Origin of the sequence: Stenotrophomonas sp. 59 (assembly GCF_030291095.1) — a bacterium.
Lineage (GTDB): Bacteria > Pseudomonadota > Gammaproteobacteria > Xanthomonadales > Xanthomonadaceae > Stenotrophomonas > Stenotrophomonas maltophilia_Q.
The window spans coordinates 2,547,814-2,568,773 of the sequence record NZ_CP127408.1; the positions used below are offsets into that span (position 1 = coordinate 2,547,814).

Sequence of the window (20,960 nt, forward strand, 5' to 3'; positions counted from 1 at the left end):
TCAACCCCCGCTTACCGGCGGCAGGATCGCCACCCGGCCATCGTCGGGCAGTGCGTCGTGGTCCCGCAGCACGCGTTGCTGGTCGGCGAAAGCCGAATAATCCAGCAGGCCGGCACGGAAACCCGGCCAACGCACCGGCAGCAGCTCGCGCAGCGCCTGGCGCAGATCGGCCACGGTGCCACCGCTCACGTCCACCGCAATCTCGCGGCTGGCGTCCAGATCGGAGAACGCACCAAACAACTGCAGCGTTATCTGTCTCATTGCATTTCCTGGCTCACCAACTGCACCGGATCCTGGTGACCCCAGCCATGTACGCGCACATAGGTCCCCGCGCTGGCCAGGTCACCGTCGGCCTCCAGCACCACCCAGGCGTTGGCCTGCAGCATGGACATCAATCGGAACGACTCCTGCCCTGCCAGCACGCGCGCACTCAGGCGGCCCTGCCCGTCCATTTCCACCCGCGCCCGCGCGTGGAAGCGCAGACCGGGCGGCTTGCGCACGTCGGCCTGCAGCGGCAGCCGCAACACCGGTTCCGGTGCAAGCCCCAGCAGGCGGCGCAGTACCGGCTCGACGAAGAAGCGCTGGCCCACGGCAGCCGAAACCGGGTTGCCGGGCAGGCCGAAGTACAGCGCGCCATTGGGCAACACCGCGAACAACAACGGCTTGCCGGGGCGGATCGCCACCTTATGGAAGACGATGCGCGCACCACGGCCACGCAGCGCGTCGGGAATGAAATCATAGCGCCCGGCCGACACCGCGCCGGTGCTGATCAGCAGCTGCGCGCCGGCGGCCAGCGCCTCATCCATCACGGCATTGAACGCGGCCGCCTCATCACCCACCGTGCCCTGCCAGACCACTTCGGCACCGGCGGCCTGCAGGCGGCCGACCATGTACGGTCGGTTGCTGTCACGGATCTGGCCGGATTCCAGCGTCTGCACTGCTTCGGTCACCAGCTCCTTGCCAGTGGCGATCACCGCCACCTTCGGCCGTGCCACCACCCCGACCTTGCCCACGCCGATGGCATGCAGCAGCGTGCGCGCGTTGGTATCCAGCACCTGCCCGGCCTGCAGCACACGGTCGCCGTCGCTCACATCCTGGCCGCGCAGTCGCACGTTCTGGCCCGGCTTCACCATGCCCTTCAAGGCAATGCGGGTCGGATGGCCGTCCTCGCTGGCAAGGATCTCCACGTTCTCGACCGGCACCACCGTATCCAGCCCGGAGGGCATGCGCGCACCGGTCATGATTTCCCAGGCCCCCTCGCCGCCCTCGGCACCGGCATCGCCGGCCGCCTGCCAGCCCTGCACCGCGAACCCGGTACCGGCCTCGAACGTCGCGCCGTTGGCGCGCAGCGCGAAACCGTCCATTGCCGAGTTGTCGAACGGCGGCAGCGACTGCGCGCTGTGGATGTCACTGGCCAGGACCCGGCCGGCCGCCTCATGCAGCGGCAGGTGTTCGGCCGGCAACGGCGTGGCCGCGTCCAGCAGGTGCTGCAGCGCTTCACTGTAGGCAATCATGCGTGCCCATCCCCCTCGACCATCGCCAGCGCATGGCCCAGCACTGGCGCCAGGATATCCAGGCACTGCGCCGCCGCCTTCGGGCTACCCGGCAGCGCGAACACCAGCATGTTGCCCAGTTGCACCACCTCGGCGCGGCTCAGCCAGGCCATCGGCGTGTGCTGCGCGCTCAGCGCCCGCACCATCTGCGCCAGGCCATGCACCGGCCGCGCATTCAACGAACGCAGCGCCTCCGGGGTCAGGTCGCGCGGGCCCAGCCCGGTGCCGCCGGTGCACAGGCACAGGCGCACGCCCTCGGCCGCCAAGGCCCGCAGGCGGCCGGCCAGCGGCTCGATGCCATCAGGCAGCACTTCGGCGGCCACCACCTCGCCACCCAGCTTCTGCAGGCCCGCCACCAGGGTTGGGCCGGACACGTCTTCATACGCGCCGTCGCTGGCGCGGTCGCTCAGCGTGATCACCGCGCAGGCCGTGCCTTCCAGGCCCTTCGGCGCACGCGGCTTGAAACGCGCGCGCTCGGCATCGTCCATCCCGTCGGGGTGCAGCCAGACACCGCGCTTGCCGCCTTCCTTGAACAGCAGGCGGATGCCTTCGATGCGCAGCGCCGGTTCCACCGGCTTGCTCAGGTCGTACAGGGTCAGCAGCGCCGCGTTGACGCCGGCCAGTGCCTCCATCTCCACGCCGGTGCGCGCCTCGCTGGCGCACTCGCACCACACGCGGATCGCCTGCCGCTCCGGCACCGGCGCGCAGAACACCTGCACCAGTTCCAGCGGTAGCGGGTGGCACAGCGGCATCAGCATCGAGGCCATCTTGGCGCCCTGCAGGCCGGCAATCTCGGCCATCACCAGCGCATCGCCCTTGGGCAGGCGGCGCTCGACGATCAGCGGATAGGCCACTGGACCGGCATGCAGCTCGCCCACCGCCACCGCACGGCGGCGGCTGATGCGCTTGTTGCGGACATCGGCCATGTGGAAGGCCGCGTTCAATTCCCCACTCATCGTGTTGCTCATCCTCCGATCGAGGCCAGGTGCGGGGTCAGCCCGGTCTGGCCCTGGTGCAGTCCGTGCCCGGCCGCTTTCAGGCCAAGCTGGGTAGTGATACGTGCCAGCAGCGCGTCATGGTCCTCGTCGCTCTGCAGCAGCGGGCGCAGCGGCACGCCGAACTCGCCGAACAGGCACAGCCGCAGGTCACCCTTGGCGGTCACCCGCAGGCGGTTGCAGCCCTTGCAGAAATCACGCGAATACGGGGCGATGATGCCGATGCTGCCGCGATGGTCAGGGTGGCCGAACTCGCGTGCCGGACCGGCATCGGCCGCGCGCGGGCGTTCGCGCCATCCGGCGGCCAGCAGCTGCTCGATCACCACGTCGGCGCGCAGGTGGTGGCGCTGGAAATAGGCTTCGTTGTCGCCGGTGCGCATCAGTTCGATGAAGCGCACGCTGAAGGGCCGGTCACGCAGATACTCCATCCACTGCGGCAGCTCGTCGTCGTTCAGGCCGCGCAGCAGCACTGCGTTGAGCTTGATTGCCGAAAGGCCCAGCGCCTGCGCCAGCGCCAGGCCCTGCTGGATCTCCGGCAGGCGGTCATGGCCGGTGATGGTGTGGAAGCGCTCGCGTTGCAGGCTGTCCATGCTCACGTTCAGCGCGGTCAGCCCGGCCCGGTGCCAACCCGGCAGGCGCCGCGGCAGCAGCGTGCCGTTGGTGGTGATGGCCACCTTGCGGATGCCCGGCACCGCCGCCACGGTGGCGATGATCTCGTCCAGGTCCTTGCGCAGGCTGGGCTCACCGCCGGTCAGGCGGATCTTGCTCATGCCCAGCGCGGCAAACGCACGCACCAGGCGGCCGATCTCATCCACCTGCAGGAAGCGCGGGCGGCCATCGGCCTGGTAGCCGTCGGGCAGGCAGTAGCTGCAACGGAAGTTGCAGGCTTCGGTAAGCGACAAGCGCAGGTACGGAAAGCTGCGTCCGAAGCTGTCGGTGAGTTGGCTCATGGCTGTTCCACCTCCTGGTACCACCCTGCAGCCTTCCCCCTGAACGGGTTGTCGACCCCAGAGCGCAGAGTGCGCTGGGGCGGTGAAAGCGTCAACCCGGGAAGTGCCCAACCTGAATTGGCACCACCTGTCGCAATAGGCCCTCCCTGCCCGTTCCGATCGCGGAGACAACCTCGACACCTGTCGCAGATTGCACGGTGCGGGCGGATCACCACGCCAGCCAGCACTGGCGGTGCTTAACAGCGTGGGAGAATGCCGCAAGCGTCTCCAATCGAGTGATGTTTGCAACTCTTCTGATTGGCATTGCACAGCGCCACGGGCTCAGATGGCGTGCCACCGGAAAAGGGTGGCCGGGCTTCGAATCCCGTGTTGGCTTTGAGTTAGTGCGCTTGCCAGCCGGCGTCACCATGCGTGGCGCCGGCTGGCAATCCGTCTGCCGGCTATGGCGGGCGGTGCGTTGGGGGCGTTCGCGCCCGCCGGCTTGAGGCCAACCCGGATTCGAACCACGTACCGCCCGCCACCTTTCGGGTGGCGGCTACCGATTGCGCTGCACGGAGCCTTGCCATGAACGAATCGGACTTCCCCCATCTGCACGCCTACCGCGGTACCGCCCACGACGTCGGTTCGCCAGAGGCTGCGCCTGCGGTGGGCAGGAACACCTTCATTGCCAACCTCAACCGCATTGGCTGCGGCGCGGCGGCCGATGGCCAACCCTGGCCGGAGCGGCATCAGCTGCCCGGCCGCTGCCTGGCCCTGGCCGATGCCGATTGCGCGTTGAGTGGATTGCGGGTGGTGCTGGAAATGCTCTTGGCGGCGGAACGCACCCGGCAGAACGGCGACCCCGGGCAGTACGTGGGCGACCGGGTGATGGAGGGATTGGTCATGGCCTGCCAGTCGTTGTGCGCCCAGGCGGTGGGACGATTGCAGCCAGAAGGGTGAATGCCATCTGCAATGCCATTCAACGAGGATCGCTTCCCGCCCGACACGCCGTCGGCGCAGCGCCCTTGTCCGGGGGAATCGCGTGTACATTCCAGCGCTCTGCCAAAGCGCGTTCGACGCGGAAAGAAAATGACCGTGCCTCGGCGGGCATCTTCCCTTCAGAGAAGCCAATAGCTATCTCGAAGCGATCCAATCCGAGGTTCCCCGCCTCCAGTCCAGAGCCATCTTCCCGCTTCACTCCGACGTAGACGACGGGGCGCTTCATGTCCACCTTTGCCCTGGCAAGCTGGCGATCCAATTCAGCGCTGCCATCAAAGAACTGCATTCCTTCGTCGTTGGCGATAGAGCTGAGGGTCTGCTTGAACCGCTTCAAGCCGTCTTGGTCATGCACGCAGAACTGGATCATCTTGAAGGGCCGCTTTCCTAGAGCCCATGCGCCGCCAGAGAATCCAAGTCCGACTCCAATCAGAAGTAGTGCTGTCAGGATCCTCACCATCATCAAGGCCCCAATATGCAAAGTGTGGCGGCCAACGCCGCCGCAGAGCCAAAAATCATGACTCCAAGTACATCTCCGCTCGGTCTTCTCAGGCAGCTTCCCCTGGATGAGGGAGACCTCGTCGGGGGTGAGGAATCGGGGCACGGAATGTCCTGTTGAACGCACTGACGTTCGCATTCACCACGGTCAACAGTTGCCGGATGGTGTAGCTGGCGGTACCTGCCGAGGTGGCCAGCGCGATGCGATTACCTGTGACGTCATGATCTCAAGCCCCCTTGCAAAGAGGGGGTTGAGAAGGCCCGCTACTCCGGGGACCCATCTGCAAAATGCTGCTTTCTCCTAAAGGCAACGAGAACGAAGGCTGTCGCAGCCAGGAAGGCACCACACGCATCCCAGATTCGGCCCAGCCACAGCATCAAAGCGAAAATGGCCAGCCACATTACAGATAGTGCAAGAAACCATCCGCGCGTCAGCTTCATAGGGCTCAATACACAGTTTGAATTCCAACCATAGCGCAGACGATAGCCAATGCAACCTAATAGATTGCCGGCATCCCTTCCTCCAAATGCTGCAACGCCGGCGACAAAGGGTAAAAGCAGCGTCAGATCCGACGCACCAGATGCCGGCAAGGTCAGCCGCGTTGATAGGCGGGCGGAACAACCCGCAGCACAGGCGCAGCGACCTCATGCACCATGACTTCCTGCACAGGGATTAGGTGTTATACATCACTACATTACCAGCACGACCTGTCGCGAGGTCGGCAGGCTGCGGCGCTCCGCTGCAGACCTGACCCATCGGAAGGGCTGGCACGCGTCACGGCCCAGGGGAATGGCAATGAAGAGCAGCCGAGTGACGTTGTGGGCGCTGGCCGCGATGATGGCCACAGTGGGCACCGCGCACGCAGGGGAAATCCAGGTGGATCGAGGCGCCTACGCACTGCAGGCCGAAGAGACCGGGGCCGGCCCGCTCACCGTGGTCTTTGAATCCGGCTTCGGGCAGGGCGCGGGCGCCTGGAAGGAGGTGGTTGCCGGTCTGGGGCGCGACTACCACAGCATCACCTACGCCCGTGCGGGACTCGGCAAGTCCGGCAGCGACGGTCACCCCAAGCGCATCGATGCGCATCTGGCCGACCTCACGGCCGTGATCGATACGCTCGCCCCCGGTCGCCGCGTTGTGCTGGTGGGTCATTCCTATGGCGGCCTGCTGGCCACGGAGTTTGCACGCCGCCATCCGGAGCGCCTGCAGGGCCTGGTGCTGGTGGACCCGGCCACGATGGGGCAGCGCCATGCGTTCAAGCAGGCCGACAGTGCCCGCGTGCAGGCAGACGATGCCCAGCTGCAGGCAATGCTGCCGCCGGCCATGGCCGCCGACTATGCCGTGCTGACCGAACAACTGGATGCACCCGGTGCGGAAACCCCGCGCACGATGCCGGACGTGCCGGTGGTGCTGCTGACTGCAACCCAGCTGGCTGCCGAACCGCTGTTCTTCGAGGAAACCGCAGCGGGCAAGGCGCTCTGGAAAGCACAGCACGCCCTGCTCTTCTCGGAGTTCACGCGCGGCACGCATCGCTACCTGGCGACCGGGCACACCCTCCAGCGCGAGGATCCTGCTGTGGTGGTGGCCGCGATTCAATCAGTCTCCGACACCTTGAAGTAGCCGTTCCAGGCAACGGCTTCCCCCGTTGTACCCGGCTACTGCCAACGCAGGCGAACCGCAAAGTACCGCGCCGGGGAAAGGCCAAGCGCCTTCTTGAACATCGTGATGAAGGCCGTCACCGACTCATAGCCCAGCGTCTCGGAAACGCGCTGTACCGGTGCGCCCGCGGCGAGTTCACGAATGGCGATGAGCAGGTGCAGCTGCTGCCGCCAGCGTCCGAAGGACAAGCCCGTTTCTCGCTCAATCAACCGGGTCAGCGTGCGCTCGCCCAGGGCCAGGCGCACGGCCCACTGGCTGATGGTGCTGCGGTCTGCCGGATCCGCCGACAATGCCGCAGCCAATGCACGCACCTTCGGGTGATGGCTGACCGGCAACGACAGGTGCTCGGCAGGCATCTGCACCAGCTCGTCCAGCAACACCCGCGCCAGCCGGTCGGTGTGGCTGCCATGCGGATAGTCCAGCGGCGCGTCGGCCAGGTGCAGGATCATCTCGCGCAGCATCGGGGAGATCGCCAGCGTCACGCACTGCATGGGCAGATCGACGATGCCGGGTTCGACGAACAGATAGCACAGGCGGGCGTTCGCGGTGGCGCGGTTGCTGTGCGGCATGCCGCCCGGAATCCAGACGCCGCACTGGGGCGGCACAATCCACAACGCATTGGCCACTTCGCAGGTCACCGCCCCATGCAGCGCGAGAATGAGCTGGCCCTTGCGGTGCTCATGTACGGGAATTTCTGCGTCGTGCTCGGCCACCTGCAGGCGGCTGGCAACCGCCGGGCGATCGGTCTCGTCCGGGTCCAGGTCAAAGCCGGGGAGCGAAATGCGAGCCATTCTCACATTGACCGGTTTTAGCGATTGATTGTCATTGTAGCGAAATTCGCCAGTGCGGCCGATCACTAGCATGAGCCGCATGCACTCCCCCACTCCTGCCCGTCCCCACGTGTTCCAGGCATTCGCCCGGTTGAAAAGCCCTGCCCTCAGGACCGATCAGGAGGCGGTGCTGTTCTCGCTCAAATGCCTGCTCGCCGCGTCGCTGGGGCTGTATGTTTCTCTAAGGGTCGGCCTGAATCGCCCGTTCTGGGTGATCGGCACGGTCTATCTGGTGTCGCAGCCCCTTTCCGGGGCGACACTCAGCCGCGGCCTGTTCCGTCTGCTCGGCACCGTGGGCGGGGCCTTCGCCACCGTCGCACTGGTGCCACGATTTGCCAATGCCCCCCTGGTGCTGAGCGCCGCGCTCGCGGCGTGGATGGCGCTGTGCCTGTACCTGGCGATGCTCGACCGCACGCCGCGTGCGTATGCGTTCCTGCTGGCCGGCTATACCACCAGCCTGATTGGGTTTCCTGCGGTGATGGTGCCGGGAGACGTGTTCACCATCGCCATCACGCGGGTGCAGGAAATCTCCATCGGCATCCTGGCGGCTACGCTGGTACATGGGCTGGTGCTGCCGCGCCGGGTCTCGATGCGCGTGCACGCGCGGGTTGCCGCTGTGCTGGATGATGCGGAACGATGGACACGCGACATGCGGGCCGGTGCATCGGACACGGTACTGGCGACGGACCGCTCGAAAGTAGCCGCCGACCTGCTCGAGCTGCACGTGCTGTCGATCCACCTGCCCTACGACAGCGCCCACGGCGTGGTGCAGGTGCAGATCCTGCGCGCCCTGCACGACCGGATGCTGGACGTCCTGGTGCTGTCCAGCGCGGTGGAAGATTCCATCGACCGGCTGCGTTCACCACAGGCCGGCGCGATGGATGCAACGGGCTGGCGCGATCTGCTGCAGGCCAGCCTCGCCGCACAACAGGCCGAGCTCGACCTCGCCCACGCCGACTGCCGCGTGCTGCAGGCACAACTGCGCACTGCCCGCTCCGACTGGCGCCGGCATGTACCTGCTCGCCTTGTGCGACATGCGCAGGGTGCGGTACTTCACCGGGATCATCGGCTTGCCCTGCGTAGCGCGCTGGGCGCGTTCGTCGGCATCCTGCTGAGCTGCGTTCTATGGATCGCTACCGGCTGGTCGGACGGCGCCACGGCGGCGTCCATCATCGGCACGGCGTGCGTGCTGTTCGGCACGATCGAAGCGCCGGCACCGCATGTCATGCGCTACCTGGTGGGATCGTGCATCGGCGTGGCCGTCGGCCTGCTCTACGGTCTGCTGATCTTCCCCGCGCTGTCCGATTTCGTCGGCCTGCTGGCCGCGCTCGCGCCGGTGCTGCTGCTGTGCGGATCGTTCCTTGCCCGGCCGCCCTTCATCATGGCCGCCCTGGGCGTGGTACTGACCTTCCCGCTCATCGCGGGCCTCGGTGCGACCAGCACGGTCAACATCGTCGGCGCACTCAACAACAGCGTTGCGTTGTTCGTGGGTACGACGGTGGCACTGTGCAGCATGCAGCTGTTCCAGACCGCCGATGCAGGCCGCAACCGCGCACGGCTGGAGCGTTCGATCCGCCGGGACATCGCACGACACGCCGCCGGACGAGGTGATGTGACCCGAGCCTGGCTCAGCCGCATGCTGGATCGCATCGGGCTGCTCGCTCCCAGGTTGCAGGGCCGTGCCAGCGCAACACACGACCTGCGGGCATTGTTTGCGGACGTTCGTGCGGCACATGCATCCAACCAGCTCCGCGATCTGGAAGAGTATCTGGACAACCCATACGTACGGCCGCTTCATGCGGCGCTGATCGAACGCGTCGCCGCACATTTCAGGATCCGCGCCCACGCGGCACGCAGTGTCGACACCCATCTTCTGGAACTGCTGGACCGCATGCGCGAGACAGCGGTGGCCAGCAGCGGGGCTGAGCAGGAGCATCTGTCGCACCTGCTCTGTGGATTGCGCCGCGATCTGCTCGTTTCCCCGCTTACCCATCGGCACTGACCTCATGCCTTCTGATCTTTCCATTGATGGCGTGCTCATTCCCGGCCTGCTCGCCGTGGCCGCTGCCGCCTTGGCGCTGTCGATACTGACTTCACGCCTGCTCGCCAGCCTCGGTCTGTACCGGTTGTTCGCCGCGCGGCCCCTGGTGGGCCTGTCCCTGTTCGTGATCCTGGTGGAGCTGATGGCCCGGCTCTCGCCCCTGCTCGAGAAATGAAATGAAACACCTGCTTGCTGTCATCGGGCGCTGGAGCGCAACACTGGCCGTGTGTGCGCTTGCCGCCATTGCCGCGCTCTCCCTCTGGAATCGTTACGAAATACGCCCATGGACGCGGGATGGGCGGGTGCGCGCCGATGTGGTGCGCGTTGCGTCGGACATGGGGGGACTGGTCACCCAGGTGCTGGTGCACGACAACCAGCGGGTCAGCGCCGGACAACTGCTGCTGGTGCTCGATCAACCGCGCTTCGCTGCCGCGCTTGAGAAGGCCGACGCAGCGGTCAGCAGCGCACGCGCCACGCTGGCGCTGGCCCGTCGCGAATCGACGCGGGACAACGCACTGGGTAACCTTGTCGCCTCGGAAACACGCGAACGCAATGCGGCCAAGGTCGATACCGAGCTGGCCGCCCTGGCGCAGGCACGGGCCGAACAGCGCGTAGCCCAGCTCAACGTGCAACGCACCGAGGTGCGCGCGAGTACCGATGGCATCGTCACCAACCTGGACCTGCATGCGGGCGACTACCTGCAACCGGGCGCGCAGGCGCTGGCGCTGATCGACACCGGCAGCCTGCGTATCGAAGGCTACTTCGAGGAAACCAAACTGGGCTGCATCACCGAGGGCGATGCCGCCGTGGCCCGGCTGATGGGCGACGACCACGACGTCCGCGGACACGTGGATACCATCGCCGCCGGCATTGCCGACGATCAGCGCTCAAGCACGCACAATCTGCTGCCGGCCGTGGCGCCGACCTATACCTGGGTGAGGCTGGCACAGCGCATCCCGGTACGCATCCGCATCGATGATGCGCCGTCGGATACCCGCCTGATCGTGGGCCGCACTGCGAGTGTAACGATCACGCCCTCGGCACAGGGAGCCTGCAAGTGAGCGTGCGAACAGTACGTGGTGGGCTGCTCGCCCTGCTGCTGCCGATGACGGCCTGCGTGTCCGGCCCCGACTATCACCTGCCAGCAAATGCCATCGCAGCCTCCCCCCGAGCGGCGCGGGCGTTCGTCTCGGGTCAGGAAGCACCGTTCAGCCGCGACGCGCCACCGGATCGATGGTGGCACCTGTATGGCGACCCCCGGCTTGACGCCTACGTACGCGAGGCACTGGCTGCCAATACCGACCTGCGCGCCGCCGATGCCAACCTTCGGCGCGCCAGCGCAACCGTGGCGGAGTATCGCGCGCGCGGTTCCGTGCAGGCCGACGTGGATGCATCGGGCACGCTCACCCATGCCGGTGGTTACACCCAAGCGTCGGCCGCACCGCAATCCTATGCGCTGGGCCTTCACCTCTCCTATCCGCTGGATCTAGCAGGCGGCATCCGCCGCGGCATCGAAGCCGCCAACGCGGACGCGGAGACCGTCGCTGCGGCACGGGACCAGGTCCGCGTGGTCGTCGCTGCTGCCGTCACCCGTGCCTATCTCCAGATCTGCACAAGCAATCACACGCTCGCTGCGACCCGGCAGGTGCTGGCGATACAGCGCGCCACGCTGGAGGCAACCCGTCGCCTGGCTGCGGGCGGGCGCGGAACGGACTTCGATGTCAGCCGCGCCGGAGCCGCAGTCAACCGGAGCGCGGCGGCGGTACCGCATCTGACGGCGGATCGCCAGGCCACCCTGTTCGAGCTGGCCGCACTGATGGGCAGGGTCCCGGCAGACTATCCCAGGGAGGCGGAAACCTGCTCCCAGCCCCCTGAGCTGGAGCAGGCGCTGCCGGTCGGTGACGGCTGGCAGCTGCTCCAGCGGCGCCCCGACATACGTGCCGCGGAGCGTAGCCTTGCGGCGGCCACGGCGATGATCGGCGTGGAGACCGCAGACCTCTATCCGCGGGTCACCTTGGGCGCATCCCTGGGCACAGCAGGCACGCGAGGGCAGCTGCTTTCGGCCGACAGTTTCGGGGCGAGCGTCGGGCCGCTGCTCTCATGGCACTGGCCCAACCGCCACGTGGCCAAGGCCCGCATCGCGGCGGCCGGCGCAAATGTGGATGCCGCTCTTGCTTCCTTTGACGGCATCGTGCTGCAGGCACTGCGCCAGACCGAGACCGCGCTTTCTGCCTGCACGCAGGAGCTTGAACGCGAGCGCAGCCTGGCGCAGGCGCGTGGGGACGCGGCGCGCGCCGCCGGGCAGGCACAGCAGCTCTACCGCTTCGGTAGGATCGATTTTCTCGACGTGCTTTCGGCCCAGGCCGCGCTGGCAGATGCGGAGTCCGCACTGGCGGCCTCCCGCGCGGAGCGCATTGACCGGCAGATGGATCTTTTCCTGTCGTTGGGCGGAGGCTGGGCCGCAACGGATTCGGCCGCGGGCGGGGCCCGGTGACCGTTCGGAGCAGCGACTGCATGCCGCGCCATCTGTTCAGGTACGTGCCGCCCACACCCGTATTCATTCACTCGGACTACCCTATATTCACGCCACAGCGCCGCATGCTGCGGCGATGACGGAGGGCTTTCCATGACAACCATGCGTCTGCTTGCCATCGCGTTGACCACCGCCACTGCCCTGGCGGCGGCACCCGCCTTCGCCGATCCACCACACCACGCCCGTGGCAATGGCCCACCGCCGCACGCCGGTGGCCCGCACAACCGTGATGCACCGCCGCCGGGCTGGCAGAAGAAGGCCTGGCGTCGTGGCGATCGCCTGCCTTGGGCTGAAGTGGACCGCCGTTACTGGGTGAACGATTACGCGCGCTATGACCTGCGCGAGCCGGGCCGCGACCGGCGTTGGGTGCGCCAGTCCGATAACGAGTACCTGCTGGTGGAGATCGCCACCGGGCTGATCATCGACGCCCTGCATCGCTGAAGCGACCTGCAGCGTCCCCACACGCAGCGATTTACATCGGTGCAGACACCTTACGACCGGGGCCGTCCCGGTCGGCGGTGTCTGCGCCCACGGCGCCCCGCCCGCCTCTGCGGCCCGCCATGCATGCCCTCCCGCAGCGCGATGTACCCGCACATCAGCGCTGTGGCAAAGAGCCCCATCGCCACCAGTAATTCGAATCCTCGATCACCAAAAAGCAGGCGGATGGAGATCTCCAGTGAGCACAGCCTGCCGCAGCGCAGGCCCTGCTCCTTGAAGCCATGGATGAGCACCAGCACGCCCATCAACGTGCACCACGCCATCAGGACCAGGCTTGCGATGAAGATGAAGGGACGATGGATACGCATGCGCTTGCTGCGGTCCTCTACGGTGATGTCAGGCGCGACGTTGCGATCACGCGATCGGAAGCATCCAGTTCCACCGACCAGGCTTCGGTATCCAGTCCCAGCCGGTTCTCATACCACCATCGCTGCGCACAGCGACCACTGCATCCACGGCTGGCATAGCGGGTGAAGGGAACATCGGCGTGCTCCACCACGTCAGGGGGCCCCAGCGCCCGCAGTACCTCGGCCCTGCTCGCCCCGACCGGGACCGAGGCAAGCGCGTGGGAATGCCACGCTGAGATCGCCGAGCAACCGGCCACGTACGCCACGAACAGGCCGACCAGCCCCACATCAGTGTCCTCATTGACAGATCCCCTCCTGCGCCGCGCGCCCGCGCATCATCCGCGCAGACTCTCTTCGACGTCAAACCTCGACACGCGGGCCTGTTGCAGCGCCCGGCATCCGTGCTAGCGTGCGCCGTCAAACTCTCCATGGGGTGCGGGATGCGCAATGGAATGGGACGGAATCTGGTGATCGCCTGCATGGTCCTGGCTGTTGCCCCAGCGGCGGCAACAGCGGCCGCACCACCGGGTGATCGTGGGCAGGATTTCGTGCAGACACAGACGATCGCCGCGCGCTGCCAGAAGAGCCTGCCCGGCCTGGAACTGCAGTTGCAGGAGGGCCGCAAGCACTGGCTGTCGACACTCGACGCTGCGCAACTGCAGGCCGCCGAGGCCTATGCCAGCAGCAAGGAAGGCAAGACTCTGGGAAAGAGTGTGGAGCGGGATGCCTCCCGCGCCTTCGGTCGCAATACCTTGTCCGCCGCAGCGACCTGCGTTGGCCTCCTCGCCGAGTACGGCCCGGCCCACCCGCTGCCTTCCGGCACGGCAATACCGGCCGACCGGGTGCAGCACTACATGCTGCACTTTGCACCGATGGTGCTGGCCCGGCTGCAGTGCGCGCGCCTGGACGGCGTCGACGTGGCCGCCCAGCCCGATGGCTCGGAAACCTGGCAGTACCGGGCCTGTGGCCAGACCGAATCCGTGCGCATGGTCCCGCTCGGGCAGAGCTGGTCGATGAGCGATGCGGACCGCAATCGCCTGTTCGACGCACTGACCCGATAGGTCGGACGGCATTCCTCGGGGTAGCAGGAACCATGTTTCCACCCACCACCTGGATCAAGTTGCGATCTGCCTTTCCATTGGCGGCCTGCACGGTGCTATGCGCCTGCGGCCTGGTGATGGACAGTTCGTTCGACACCCTGCGCGAGGCGCTTGACTCCGACATGGTGAACAAGGGATGGATTCCCGGCTGGGTGCCGCAAGCGGCGACCGACCTGCGGGAGGTACATGACCTCGACTCGAACACCAGCGCGCTGGCCTTCACCAAGCCCCCTGCGGTACTACTGCAGCTGCCTGCGGATTGCCAGGCAACGACATTCAGCAACAGCGATCCTGTTGCGTTCGATCGATACTGGTGGCCGGGCGACGGGACGCTCAAGTCGTCGTACCGCGTCTTTCGCTGCGCGCCCGAATCCGGAAAATCAGTCTTCGTCGCCGTCAACAGGACCGAAGACCACGTGCTCTTCTGGCGAACCTACGCGCGGTGATGCGCCCGCACCGCCACCCCTCTTCTCAGAAACCCATGATGCCCAACGCACGTGCACGCTTCGCCGCCCTCGCCCTCTCTCTCGCGGCGTTCCTGCCGGCCTACGCCGCGCAGAACGCCCCCGCCGACGTCAAGGCCATCGAACAGGTGGTTGAATCGTTCCGTACTTCGCTGATCAACAAGGACAAGCCGACCTACATGGACCTGTTCTTTTCGGACAAGCCGGAAGACATCGGCTGGCAGTATGTTTCCGAGGACGCGCGCCTGCAGGACATCCGCAAGGCCAAGCCCGATGCGATCAAGGCGCGGCAGATTCCCGCCAACAACTTCATCGCGCTGATCGATGGGGCCGTTGCCTCGCCGAAACCGAAGGAGGAAAAATTCTCCAACACGAAGATCGAAACGGACGGCGATGTGGCCTCGGTGTCGTTCGACTACAGCTTCCACGACGATGGGGTGAAGACCAACTGGGGAAAAGAAATGTGGCAGCTGATCCGCACCGAACAGGGCTGGAAGATCTTCTCGGTGGTCTATTCGATCCGCGATTCACGCAGCCCGGCCGATTGAACGTCGCTTGACGGGGCCGAACCCAGGCCGCGATCCATTCAGCAAGGGCATTGGCATTCGGCCATCGATCGGGCAGAGTTCGGCCACGCGCAAGGACGCATGCCATGACCCGTCTGCTGATCATCGAAGACAACCCCGAGCTGGTTGCCAACCTGTATGCCTTCTTTGAGCCGCTGGGCTACGTGCTGGACGACGCCCGCGACGGCGCCAGTGGCCTGCGCCGGGCCACGCAGCACGACTACGACGCCATTCTGCTGGACCTGATGCTGCCGCGCCTGGACGGCATGACGCTGTGCCAGAAGCTGCGCCAGGAGTTCCAGAACCCGGTACCGATCCTGATGCTGACCGCGCGCGATCCGGTCGAAGACCGCGTGCAGGGCCTGGCCCTGGGCGCGGATGACTACCTGGTCAAACCGTTCTCGCTGATGGAACTGGATGCGCGGATCAAAGCCCTGGTGCGACGGGCACAGGGTCGCCAGGTCCAGAGCGTGCTGGCGTGGAAGGACCTGAAGGTGGACACGCGCTCGCCACAGGCCTGGCGGCAAGGCCGCTGCATTGCGCTGACGCCCACGTCGCACAAGCTGCTGATGTGCCTGGTGCGTGCGGCGCCCGCCGTGGTGCGCAAGCAGGAGATGGAATACCTGGTCTGGGGCGACGAGCCACCGGACAGCGGCGCGCTGCGAACACACATCCATGAGCTGCGCCTGCAGGTGGACCGCAGCTTCGACACCGCGCTGATCACCACGGTGCACAGCGTCGGCTGGCGCATGCAGGCGTGAGCCCTGCCTCCCTCTACCGCCGCCTGAGCCTGCGTACCCGAATCACGATCTCGTTCGTGTTGTTGATGGCCGCTGCCATGGGTTTCATCGTTCTGGCCGAGCAGGTCGACTACGACCAGGTCCGGACTGCTGTCGTCGCGCGGACCCAGCACGGCGAAGTGCAAAGGCTGCAGGCCGCGCTGGCTCGTGGCCAACGCCCCGCCCTGCCACCGGGGACCCAGCTGTTCGACGCCCATGACGTGCCTGTCGTGCTGCGCCAATACGGCCCGGGCCATCACGGCGAAGAGGCGCCCAACGAGTGGCACCTGAGCGTCTTCGACAACGGCGACCGGCGCTACTACCTGCTGCAGGACGCGGCGCACTATGCCTATCTGGAACACCTGATCAACGCCTTTGCGGCATTGGTCATTTCGATCTGCGTGCTCGGCGCCTTCCTGATCGGCCGCAAGGTAGCGACGCACGTCATCGCGCCCATCACGCGATTGGCGGACGCGGTGCAGGACGGCCAGAAGCCCTTTCCCTACCAGGACGCGCGCGATGAGATCGGCGTACTCGCCCGCGCCTTCGCCCGGCACAGTGACGAGCTCGAACGGTTCCTGCATCGCGAACAGTGCTTCAGCGGCGATGCCAGCCACGAGCTCCGCACGCCGCTGGCCATCATCGGCGGCGCTGCGGAGACATTGGCCTGCCAGCTTCCGGCCGAGAGTCACCTGGTTCCCAGCGCAGAGCGCATCCTGCGTACCACCCAGGAGATGCAGCGCCAGCTGACCTGCCTGCTGCTGCTCTCACGCGCCCCCAGCACCGTGCCACGCAATGAAGTGGCCCTGCGTCCGCTGATCGAATCCTGCATGGAGCGTTGCCAGCCCTGGATTTCCGGAAAGCCGGTGATCATTGCGTTTGATGCCCGGCATGACGGCGTTCTGCACACCAACGCGGATCTGGCGCACAGCGTGATCTGGAACCTGCTGCGCAACGCCTGCCAGTACACCGAAAGGGGCGAAGTGAGGATCACCCTCCACGACACCGCACTCATCGTCGCCGACACGGGACCCGGCCTGCCCTCCAGTATCGACCCACAGCAGTTCCAGCGCTTCGTGCCCGGTAGCCTGCACAGTGGCGAGGGACTGGGGCTGTCCATCGTGCAGCGCATCGTCGAGCACCTGGGTTGGAGGATGACGGTGCGCTCCTCGCAGCAGGGATGCCGGTTCAGCCTGGAGTGGCCCATCTGACGGTTTCCTGACGCGCGCCTGCACATGCTGGGGGTTGCTCACTTCACGGCGGAAACGGCATGCAGCACCCCAAGGACAGCGGCAAGTACCCGCACGGCAAGACCGGTCTGAGCCGCATCTTCCACACCCTCATCCATTCGCGCGATGGTTTCATCGCCACCTTCCGTGGGGAGGCCGCCTTTCGTCAGCTGCTGCTTCTGCACGCGCTGTTGATCACTGCAGCGTTCGTACTGGAAATCAGCACGGTCGAGCGCGCGATAGTGCTGGCGGTCTGCTTCATCAGCCTGCTGGTGGAACTGCTGAATTCCGCGATTGAGGCTGTGGTTGATCGCATCTCGCTGGAGCAGCACCCGCTGTCCAAGAACGCCAAGGACATGGGTAGCGCCGCGCAGACCACCGCGTTGTTGATGGTCGGCGCAGTGTGGGGCGTGATCCTGCTGGGCTAGCCCGGCAATCCTGACAACTTCCTGATAAAGCCGTTTCGATACTGCGCGCACTCCTGTTCCGCGGAACCTGCTCGTGCGTCAATGCTTCCGTTTCCCCCGGCTCCATCCGATCGTTCTGGTCTGGGCCGCCGCACTGTTCTTCACCACGATTGGAAACATCGCCCTCTGGAAGACATTGTGGGGGCTGATCGACCTCAACAGCTTACGCGGCGTGCTGTTCCTGGCCAGCCTGCCGGTGGTGCTGTTCTGCCTGTTCAACCTGCTGCTGACGCCACTGCTGGCACTGCCGTTCCTGCGCAGGCCGCTGCTGGTGCTGCTCGTTGTCATCAGCGCCGCCTGCAGCTATTTCATGCTGCACTACAACGTGCTGATCGACCGCAGCATGGTGCAGAACGTGTTCGAGACCAACCAGGCCGAACTGAACGCCTATCTCTCGCTGCCACTGCTGTTGACCCTGCTGGCGCTGGGCGTGCTGCCCGCTGCCGGGCTGGCCCTGGTGCGCACCACCAGCGGGGCCGGTTCGATACGTTCGCTGATGGCGTGGCCAGTCAACGTCCTGGTATCCATGATGGTGCTGCTGGCGATCGGCTTTGCGTTCTACAAGGACTATTCGTCATTGCTTCGCAACAACCGCTACATCCGCGACCAGGTGCTGCCGTTGAACGTGGTGCGGCATACCCACGGTTACCTGAAGAGCCTCTACAGCACCCGCCAGCAACCGCTGCGCGCGATCGGCATGGACGCACGGCGAATACCGGGCCCGCGCCCGAAGCTGGTGATCCTGGTCGTCGGCGAGACCGCGCGATCACAGAACTTCCAGCTCAACGGATACCCACGCGCGACCAATCCCCGGCTCTCACGCAAGGAAGGCGTCATCAGCTTCAATGATGTCTCCTCATGCGGAACCGCCACGGCCATCTCGGTGCCGTGCATGTTCTCGCAGATGACCCGAGGCCAGTACGACGACGTGCGCGCCGCAACCGAGGAGAACGTGCTCGACATCCTGCAGCGCACCGGCATCAGCGTGCTCTGGCGCAACAACAACAACGGCGGCTGCAAGGGCGTATGCGAACGCGTACCGACCGAGGACATGCCTGCGCTGAAGGTGGCCGGCCAGTGCGTCAACGCCGACGGCACCTGTTACGACGAGGTGCTGCTGCATCAGCTCGGTACACGTATTGACGCCATGAACGGTGACGCCCTGGTCGTGCTGCACCAGCTGGGCAGCCACGGCCCGACCTACTTTGAACGCTACCCGGCACACTCGCGGGCATTCAGCCCGACCTGCGACAGCAACCAGATCCAGCATTGCAGCAACGAGGCACTGGTCAACACCTATGACAACACCCTGGTCCATACCGACCGCATGCTGGGCAAGACCATCGACCTGCTGCAGGGCTATGCGGACCAGCGTGATGTCGCACTGATCTATGTGTCCGACCATGGCGAGTCGCTGGGCGAACGCGGGATGTACCTGCACGGCACGCCCTACTTCATCGCCCCGCGCGAGCAGACCCAGGTGCCGATGGTGATGTGGTTCTCAGCGGAATTCAGCCGCAACGCAGGCCTGGACCTGGCCTGCCTGCACCAGAATGCCCTGCACCGGGCGCACAGCCACGACAACCTCTTCCACTCGCTGCTGGGCCTGTTCGCGGTCAACAGCGGGGTGTACCAGCACGATCTGGATGTGTTCGCAGGTTGCCGCGCGTCGGCTTCGCCGGCTGTGGCCACCTCACCAGCGAAAGAAAGGCGCCGGCTGATGCCGGTCGCTGCCCGGAACGTGGCGCGCTACTGCGCCGCCAGGGCGAAATCCAGGCCCGCGCACACCGCCGCCACCTGGGCGTCGTTGCATTCTTGCGGGTTGGTGCGCGGGCTGTCCGGGTAGACCTCGGTGGTGGTCGCAAAGCGCGCATCGGTGAAGCCGGCGCAGGCGCCGATCGAACGCGACTCACCCCAGACCACGCCCGGCGACTGCAGCGGCAGGCCGACCAGGTTGCCCTCGGCGTCGGCCGGGGCAATGTGGGTGACCGGGGCGACGGCGGTGATCAATGCCTTCTGGAACTCGGCCTGCGGATCCTCGCTGTTGCCGATCACGTAGAAGCCATCCGGGATGGTGTCGCGCTCGAACGGCTTGCCATCGCGGGCGCAGCGGGCCGGGTCGAACTCGTGCAGGTCGCTGTCGGTGGTCTCGTGCAGGTCCAGGTGCACCAGCAGGTTCGGCTTGCGTTCGGCCACCCAGGCCATCAGGGCGGCCGCTTCCTCGATCTGGCCGCCGTCACGGAAGCTGCGGTTCGGGTCGATCGCATCCGGGTTCCAGCGCTGGATGCGCTCGTAGCCCCACGGGCTGACGCACGGCGCCACGATCAGGTTCAGCCGGCCCAGGTAGCGCTCGGCCTGTTGTTCAAGGAACTGCAGGGCACCGTGCACGCCGCTGGTCTCGTAGCCATGCACGCCACCGGTGATCAGCGCGGCCGGCAGCGCCGGGTTCCAGTCGTGGTTGACCACGGCGAACAGCGGGTAATGGTCCGGCGCATAGTCCAGCTGGCCGTACTGGATCACATCAAAGCTGTCGTCCAGGCGCTCAAGGGCGGTCACCACGTCATCGTGGTAGCTTCGCTGGCGCTGCTGGCGGGCCCGCCACTGTGCGCGTTCCGCGTCGCCCCAGGGCTGTCCGGGGGTGCCGATCGGGTAGAACTGCGCAACAGTCATGGGGTACTCCAAGGGTCGAACGGGTGGGTGCAGCCGGACATTCTAAGCCTTGTCGCGCCTGCGGGCGCCCCACCCCGGCCCCGCCTTCATCCAGCCGGGGTCATCTGGTTGTAAAATCAACGGTTTTTGGCCCCCTCACCCCTTGATGGCGAACGCAGCGCAGCCGGTCCTGGGTGGACCGGAGTTCCTCCGCCTGCTCGCCCGTCTCAGCGACGGCGCGATGCCGGCCAGCAGTCCCGCCCTGACCGATCGCCTCGGCCAGTGGGTGGACTGGAGCCGTGCCGTGGCCCTGTCCGGGGCGCTGGGCGGACGCCTGCCCGAGCCCGGCGAAGCCGCCGAAGCGGCCGAGGATGTGCTGGCCGACTGCGCCCAGGCGCACGCCAGCCTGCTGGCCTCGATCCGCGAGGATGCCGAGGCCGAGCGCCTGCTGGACCTGGCCGAAGCCGCCGCTGCACCCAACTTTGCCTCGCTGCGCCAGCGCTATCGGGTGCTGCAGCAGGCCATCCAGACCGCCACCGGCCGCCTGCGCGGCCGCCTGCGCGACCAGCTGGTGCAGATTTCGCCCGAGCTGGCGCGGCTGGCCGAGGTCGATGCGGTGATGGAACAGACCCTCACCCCGCGCGAGCACAGTCTGCTGGCCACTGCGCCGGCCGTGCTCGGCGCCCGTTTTGAACGCGTGCACGGCCAGCCCGGCTGGCGCGCGGCCTTCCGCCATGACATGCGCACGCTGCTGCTCGCCGAGCTGCAGCTGCGCTTCCACCCGATCGAAGGGCTGCAAGACGCCCTGCGCTCCCACTGACCGGAACAC

General features: G+C 66.3%; 23 protein-coding genes. 15 read left to right on the forward strand and 8 right to left on the reverse strand.

The genetic code is table 11. The annotated features are described in order from the left end of the window. From QP552_RS11870 to moaA, 4 genes are read right to left on the reverse strand one after another with little or no spacing between them, the layout of a single operon-like run. On the reverse strand, positions 1–261 hold the full coding sequence (locus QP552_RS11870; RefSeq protein WP_111111673.1) for a MoaD/ThiS family protein: 261 nt from the start codon (positions 259–261) through the stop codon (positions 1–3). Then, positions 258–1,514, reverse strand: coding sequence for a gephyrin-like molybdotransferase Glp (gene glp / locus QP552_RS11875; RefSeq protein ID WP_111111672.1), 1,257 nt, complete (start codon positions 1,512–1,514; stop codon positions 258–260). The genes QP552_RS11870 and glp overlap by 4 nt, the downstream gene beginning before the upstream one ends. Next, complete coding sequence (moaCB, locus tag QP552_RS11880; protein ID WP_111111682.1) at positions 1,511–2,509, reverse strand: bifunctional molybdenum cofactor biosynthesis protein MoaC/MoaB; 999 nt, start codon at positions 2,507–2,509, stop codon at positions 1,511–1,513. The genes glp and moaCB overlap by 4 nt, the downstream gene beginning before the upstream one ends. An 8-nt stretch (positions 2,510–2,517) precedes the next feature. Continuing rightward, a complete protein-coding gene (gene moaA, locus QP552_RS11885; RefSeq protein ID WP_111111671.1) occupies positions 2,518–3,498 on the reverse strand; it encodes a GTP 3',8-cyclase MoaA in 981 nt (326 codons plus the stop codon). Between the two features lie 564 nt (positions 3,499–4,062). Here moaA and QP552_RS11890 point away from each other — a divergent pair. After that, complete coding sequence (locus tag QP552_RS11890) at positions 4,063–4,437, forward strand: hypothetical protein (RefSeq protein ID WP_111111362.1); 375 nt, start codon at positions 4,063–4,065, stop codon at positions 4,435–4,437. 19 nt (positions 4,438–4,456) lie between these two features. On the opposite strand, the gene QP552_RS11895 is transcribed toward QP552_RS11890, so the two are convergent. Beyond that, positions 4,457–5,077 carry a hypothetical protein gene (locus tag QP552_RS11895; RefSeq protein ID WP_286073705.1) on the reverse strand — a complete coding sequence of 207 codons (621 nt, stop codon included), beginning with the start codon at positions 5,075–5,077 and terminating at the stop codon, positions 4,457–4,459. A gap of 690 nt (positions 5,078–5,767) precedes the next feature. Here QP552_RS11895 and QP552_RS11900 point away from each other — a divergent pair. Beyond that, on the forward strand, positions 5,768–6,589 hold the full coding sequence (locus QP552_RS11900) for an alpha/beta hydrolase (RefSeq protein ID WP_111111363.1): 822 nt from the start codon (positions 5,768–5,770) through the stop codon (positions 6,587–6,589). A 35-nt stretch (positions 6,590–6,624) separates the two neighbouring features. Here QP552_RS11900 and QP552_RS11905 read toward each other — a convergent pair whose 3' ends face one another. Continuing rightward, the gene (locus QP552_RS11905) at positions 6,625–7,419 is read right to left on the reverse strand and encodes a helix-turn-helix transcriptional regulator (RefSeq protein ID WP_345782982.1); all 795 of its coding nucleotides are present in this window, start codon (positions 7,417–7,419) and stop codon (positions 6,625–6,627) included. 79 nt (positions 7,420–7,498) lie between these two features. Between QP552_RS11905 and QP552_RS11910 the strand changes: the two genes are divergently transcribed. From QP552_RS11910 to QP552_RS11930, 5 genes are all read left to right on the forward strand, one after another. Continuing rightward, positions 7,499–9,460 (forward strand): FUSC family protein, encoded by a 1,962-nt coding sequence (locus tag QP552_RS11910; RefSeq protein ID WP_258393938.1) that lies wholly within the window; start codon positions 7,499–7,501, stop codon positions 9,458–9,460. Between the two features lie 4 nt (positions 9,461–9,464). Continuing rightward, complete coding sequence (locus QP552_RS11915; RefSeq protein ID WP_111111365.1) at positions 9,465–9,674, forward strand: DUF1656 domain-containing protein; 210 nt, start codon at positions 9,465–9,467, stop codon at positions 9,672–9,674. A gap of 1 nt (position 9,675) precedes the next feature. Then, positions 9,676–10,560, forward strand: coding sequence for a biotin/lipoyl-binding protein (locus QP552_RS11920; RefSeq protein ID WP_111111366.1), 885 nt, complete (start codon positions 9,676–9,678; stop codon positions 10,558–10,560). Further along, positions 10,557–11,993 (forward strand): efflux transporter outer membrane subunit, encoded by a 1,437-nt coding sequence (locus tag QP552_RS11925; protein ID WP_286073707.1) that lies wholly within the window; start codon positions 10,557–10,559, stop codon positions 11,991–11,993. Before QP552_RS11920 ends, QP552_RS11925 begins: the two co-directional genes overlap by 4 nt. A gap of 132 nt (positions 11,994–12,125) precedes the next feature. Next, entirely contained in the window at positions 12,126–12,473 is a 348-nt protein-coding gene (locus QP552_RS11930; RefSeq protein ID WP_111111368.1) for an RcnB family protein, read from the forward strand. A 50-nt stretch (positions 12,474–12,523) separates the two neighbouring features. Here QP552_RS11930 and QP552_RS11935 read toward each other — a convergent pair whose 3' ends face one another. Next, positions 12,524–12,838: a hypothetical protein gene (locus tag QP552_RS11935; protein ID WP_111111369.1), complete on the reverse strand. Its 315-nt coding sequence runs from the start codon at positions 12,836–12,838 to the stop codon at positions 12,524–12,526. A 518-nt stretch (positions 12,839–13,356) separates the two neighbouring features. Between QP552_RS11935 and QP552_RS11940 the strand changes: the two genes are divergently transcribed. From QP552_RS11940 to eptA, 7 genes are all read left to right on the forward strand, one after another. Beyond that, complete coding sequence (locus tag QP552_RS11940; RefSeq protein WP_286073708.1) at positions 13,357–13,938, forward strand: hypothetical protein; 582 nt, start codon at positions 13,357–13,359, stop codon at positions 13,936–13,938. Between the two features lie 32 nt (positions 13,939–13,970). Continuing rightward, entirely contained in the window at positions 13,971–14,423 is a 453-nt protein-coding gene (locus QP552_RS11945; protein ID WP_111111371.1) for a hypothetical protein, read from the forward strand. A 35-nt stretch (positions 14,424–14,458) separates the two neighbouring features. After that, positions 14,459–14,989: a nuclear transport factor 2 family protein gene (locus tag QP552_RS11950; protein ID WP_111111372.1), complete on the forward strand. Its 531-nt coding sequence runs from the start codon at positions 14,459–14,461 to the stop codon at positions 14,987–14,989. 104 nt (positions 14,990–15,093) lie between these two features. Further along, positions 15,094–15,768 carry a response regulator transcription factor gene (locus QP552_RS11955; protein WP_111111373.1) on the forward strand — a complete coding sequence of 225 codons (675 nt, stop codon included), beginning with the start codon at positions 15,094–15,096 and terminating at the stop codon, positions 15,766–15,768. Then, entirely contained in the window at positions 15,765–16,997 is a 1,233-nt protein-coding gene (locus QP552_RS11960; RefSeq protein ID WP_286073709.1) for a HAMP domain-containing sensor histidine kinase, read from the forward strand. The genes QP552_RS11955 and QP552_RS11960 overlap by 4 nt, the downstream gene beginning before the upstream one ends. 59 nt (positions 16,998–17,056) lie before the next feature. Beyond that, entirely contained in the window at positions 17,057–17,443 is a 387-nt protein-coding gene (locus QP552_RS11965; RefSeq protein ID WP_111111375.1) for a diacylglycerol kinase, read from the forward strand. Positions 17,444–17,516: 73 nt separating this feature from the next. Further along, complete coding sequence (gene eptA, locus QP552_RS11970; RefSeq protein ID WP_286073710.1) at positions 17,517–19,328, forward strand: phosphoethanolamine transferase EptA; 1,812 nt, start codon at positions 17,517–17,519, stop codon at positions 19,326–19,328. Here the strand turns inward: eptA and QP552_RS11975 are convergent. Beyond that, on the reverse strand, positions 19,232–20,152 hold the full coding sequence (locus QP552_RS11975; RefSeq protein ID WP_106548689.1) for a M14 family metallocarboxypeptidase: 921 nt from the start codon (positions 20,150–20,152) through the stop codon (positions 19,232–19,234). The two genes, eptA and QP552_RS11975, sit on opposite strands and share 97 nt — an antisense overlap. A 145-nt stretch (positions 20,153–20,297) precedes the next feature. Between QP552_RS11975 and QP552_RS11980 the strand changes: the two genes are divergently transcribed. Beyond that, positions 20,298–20,951, forward strand: a complete 654-nt coding sequence (locus QP552_RS11980; protein ID WP_286073711.1) for a DUF3348 family protein — start codon at positions 20,298–20,300, stop codon at positions 20,949–20,951. Positions 20,952–20,960 lie beyond the last annotated feature (9 nt).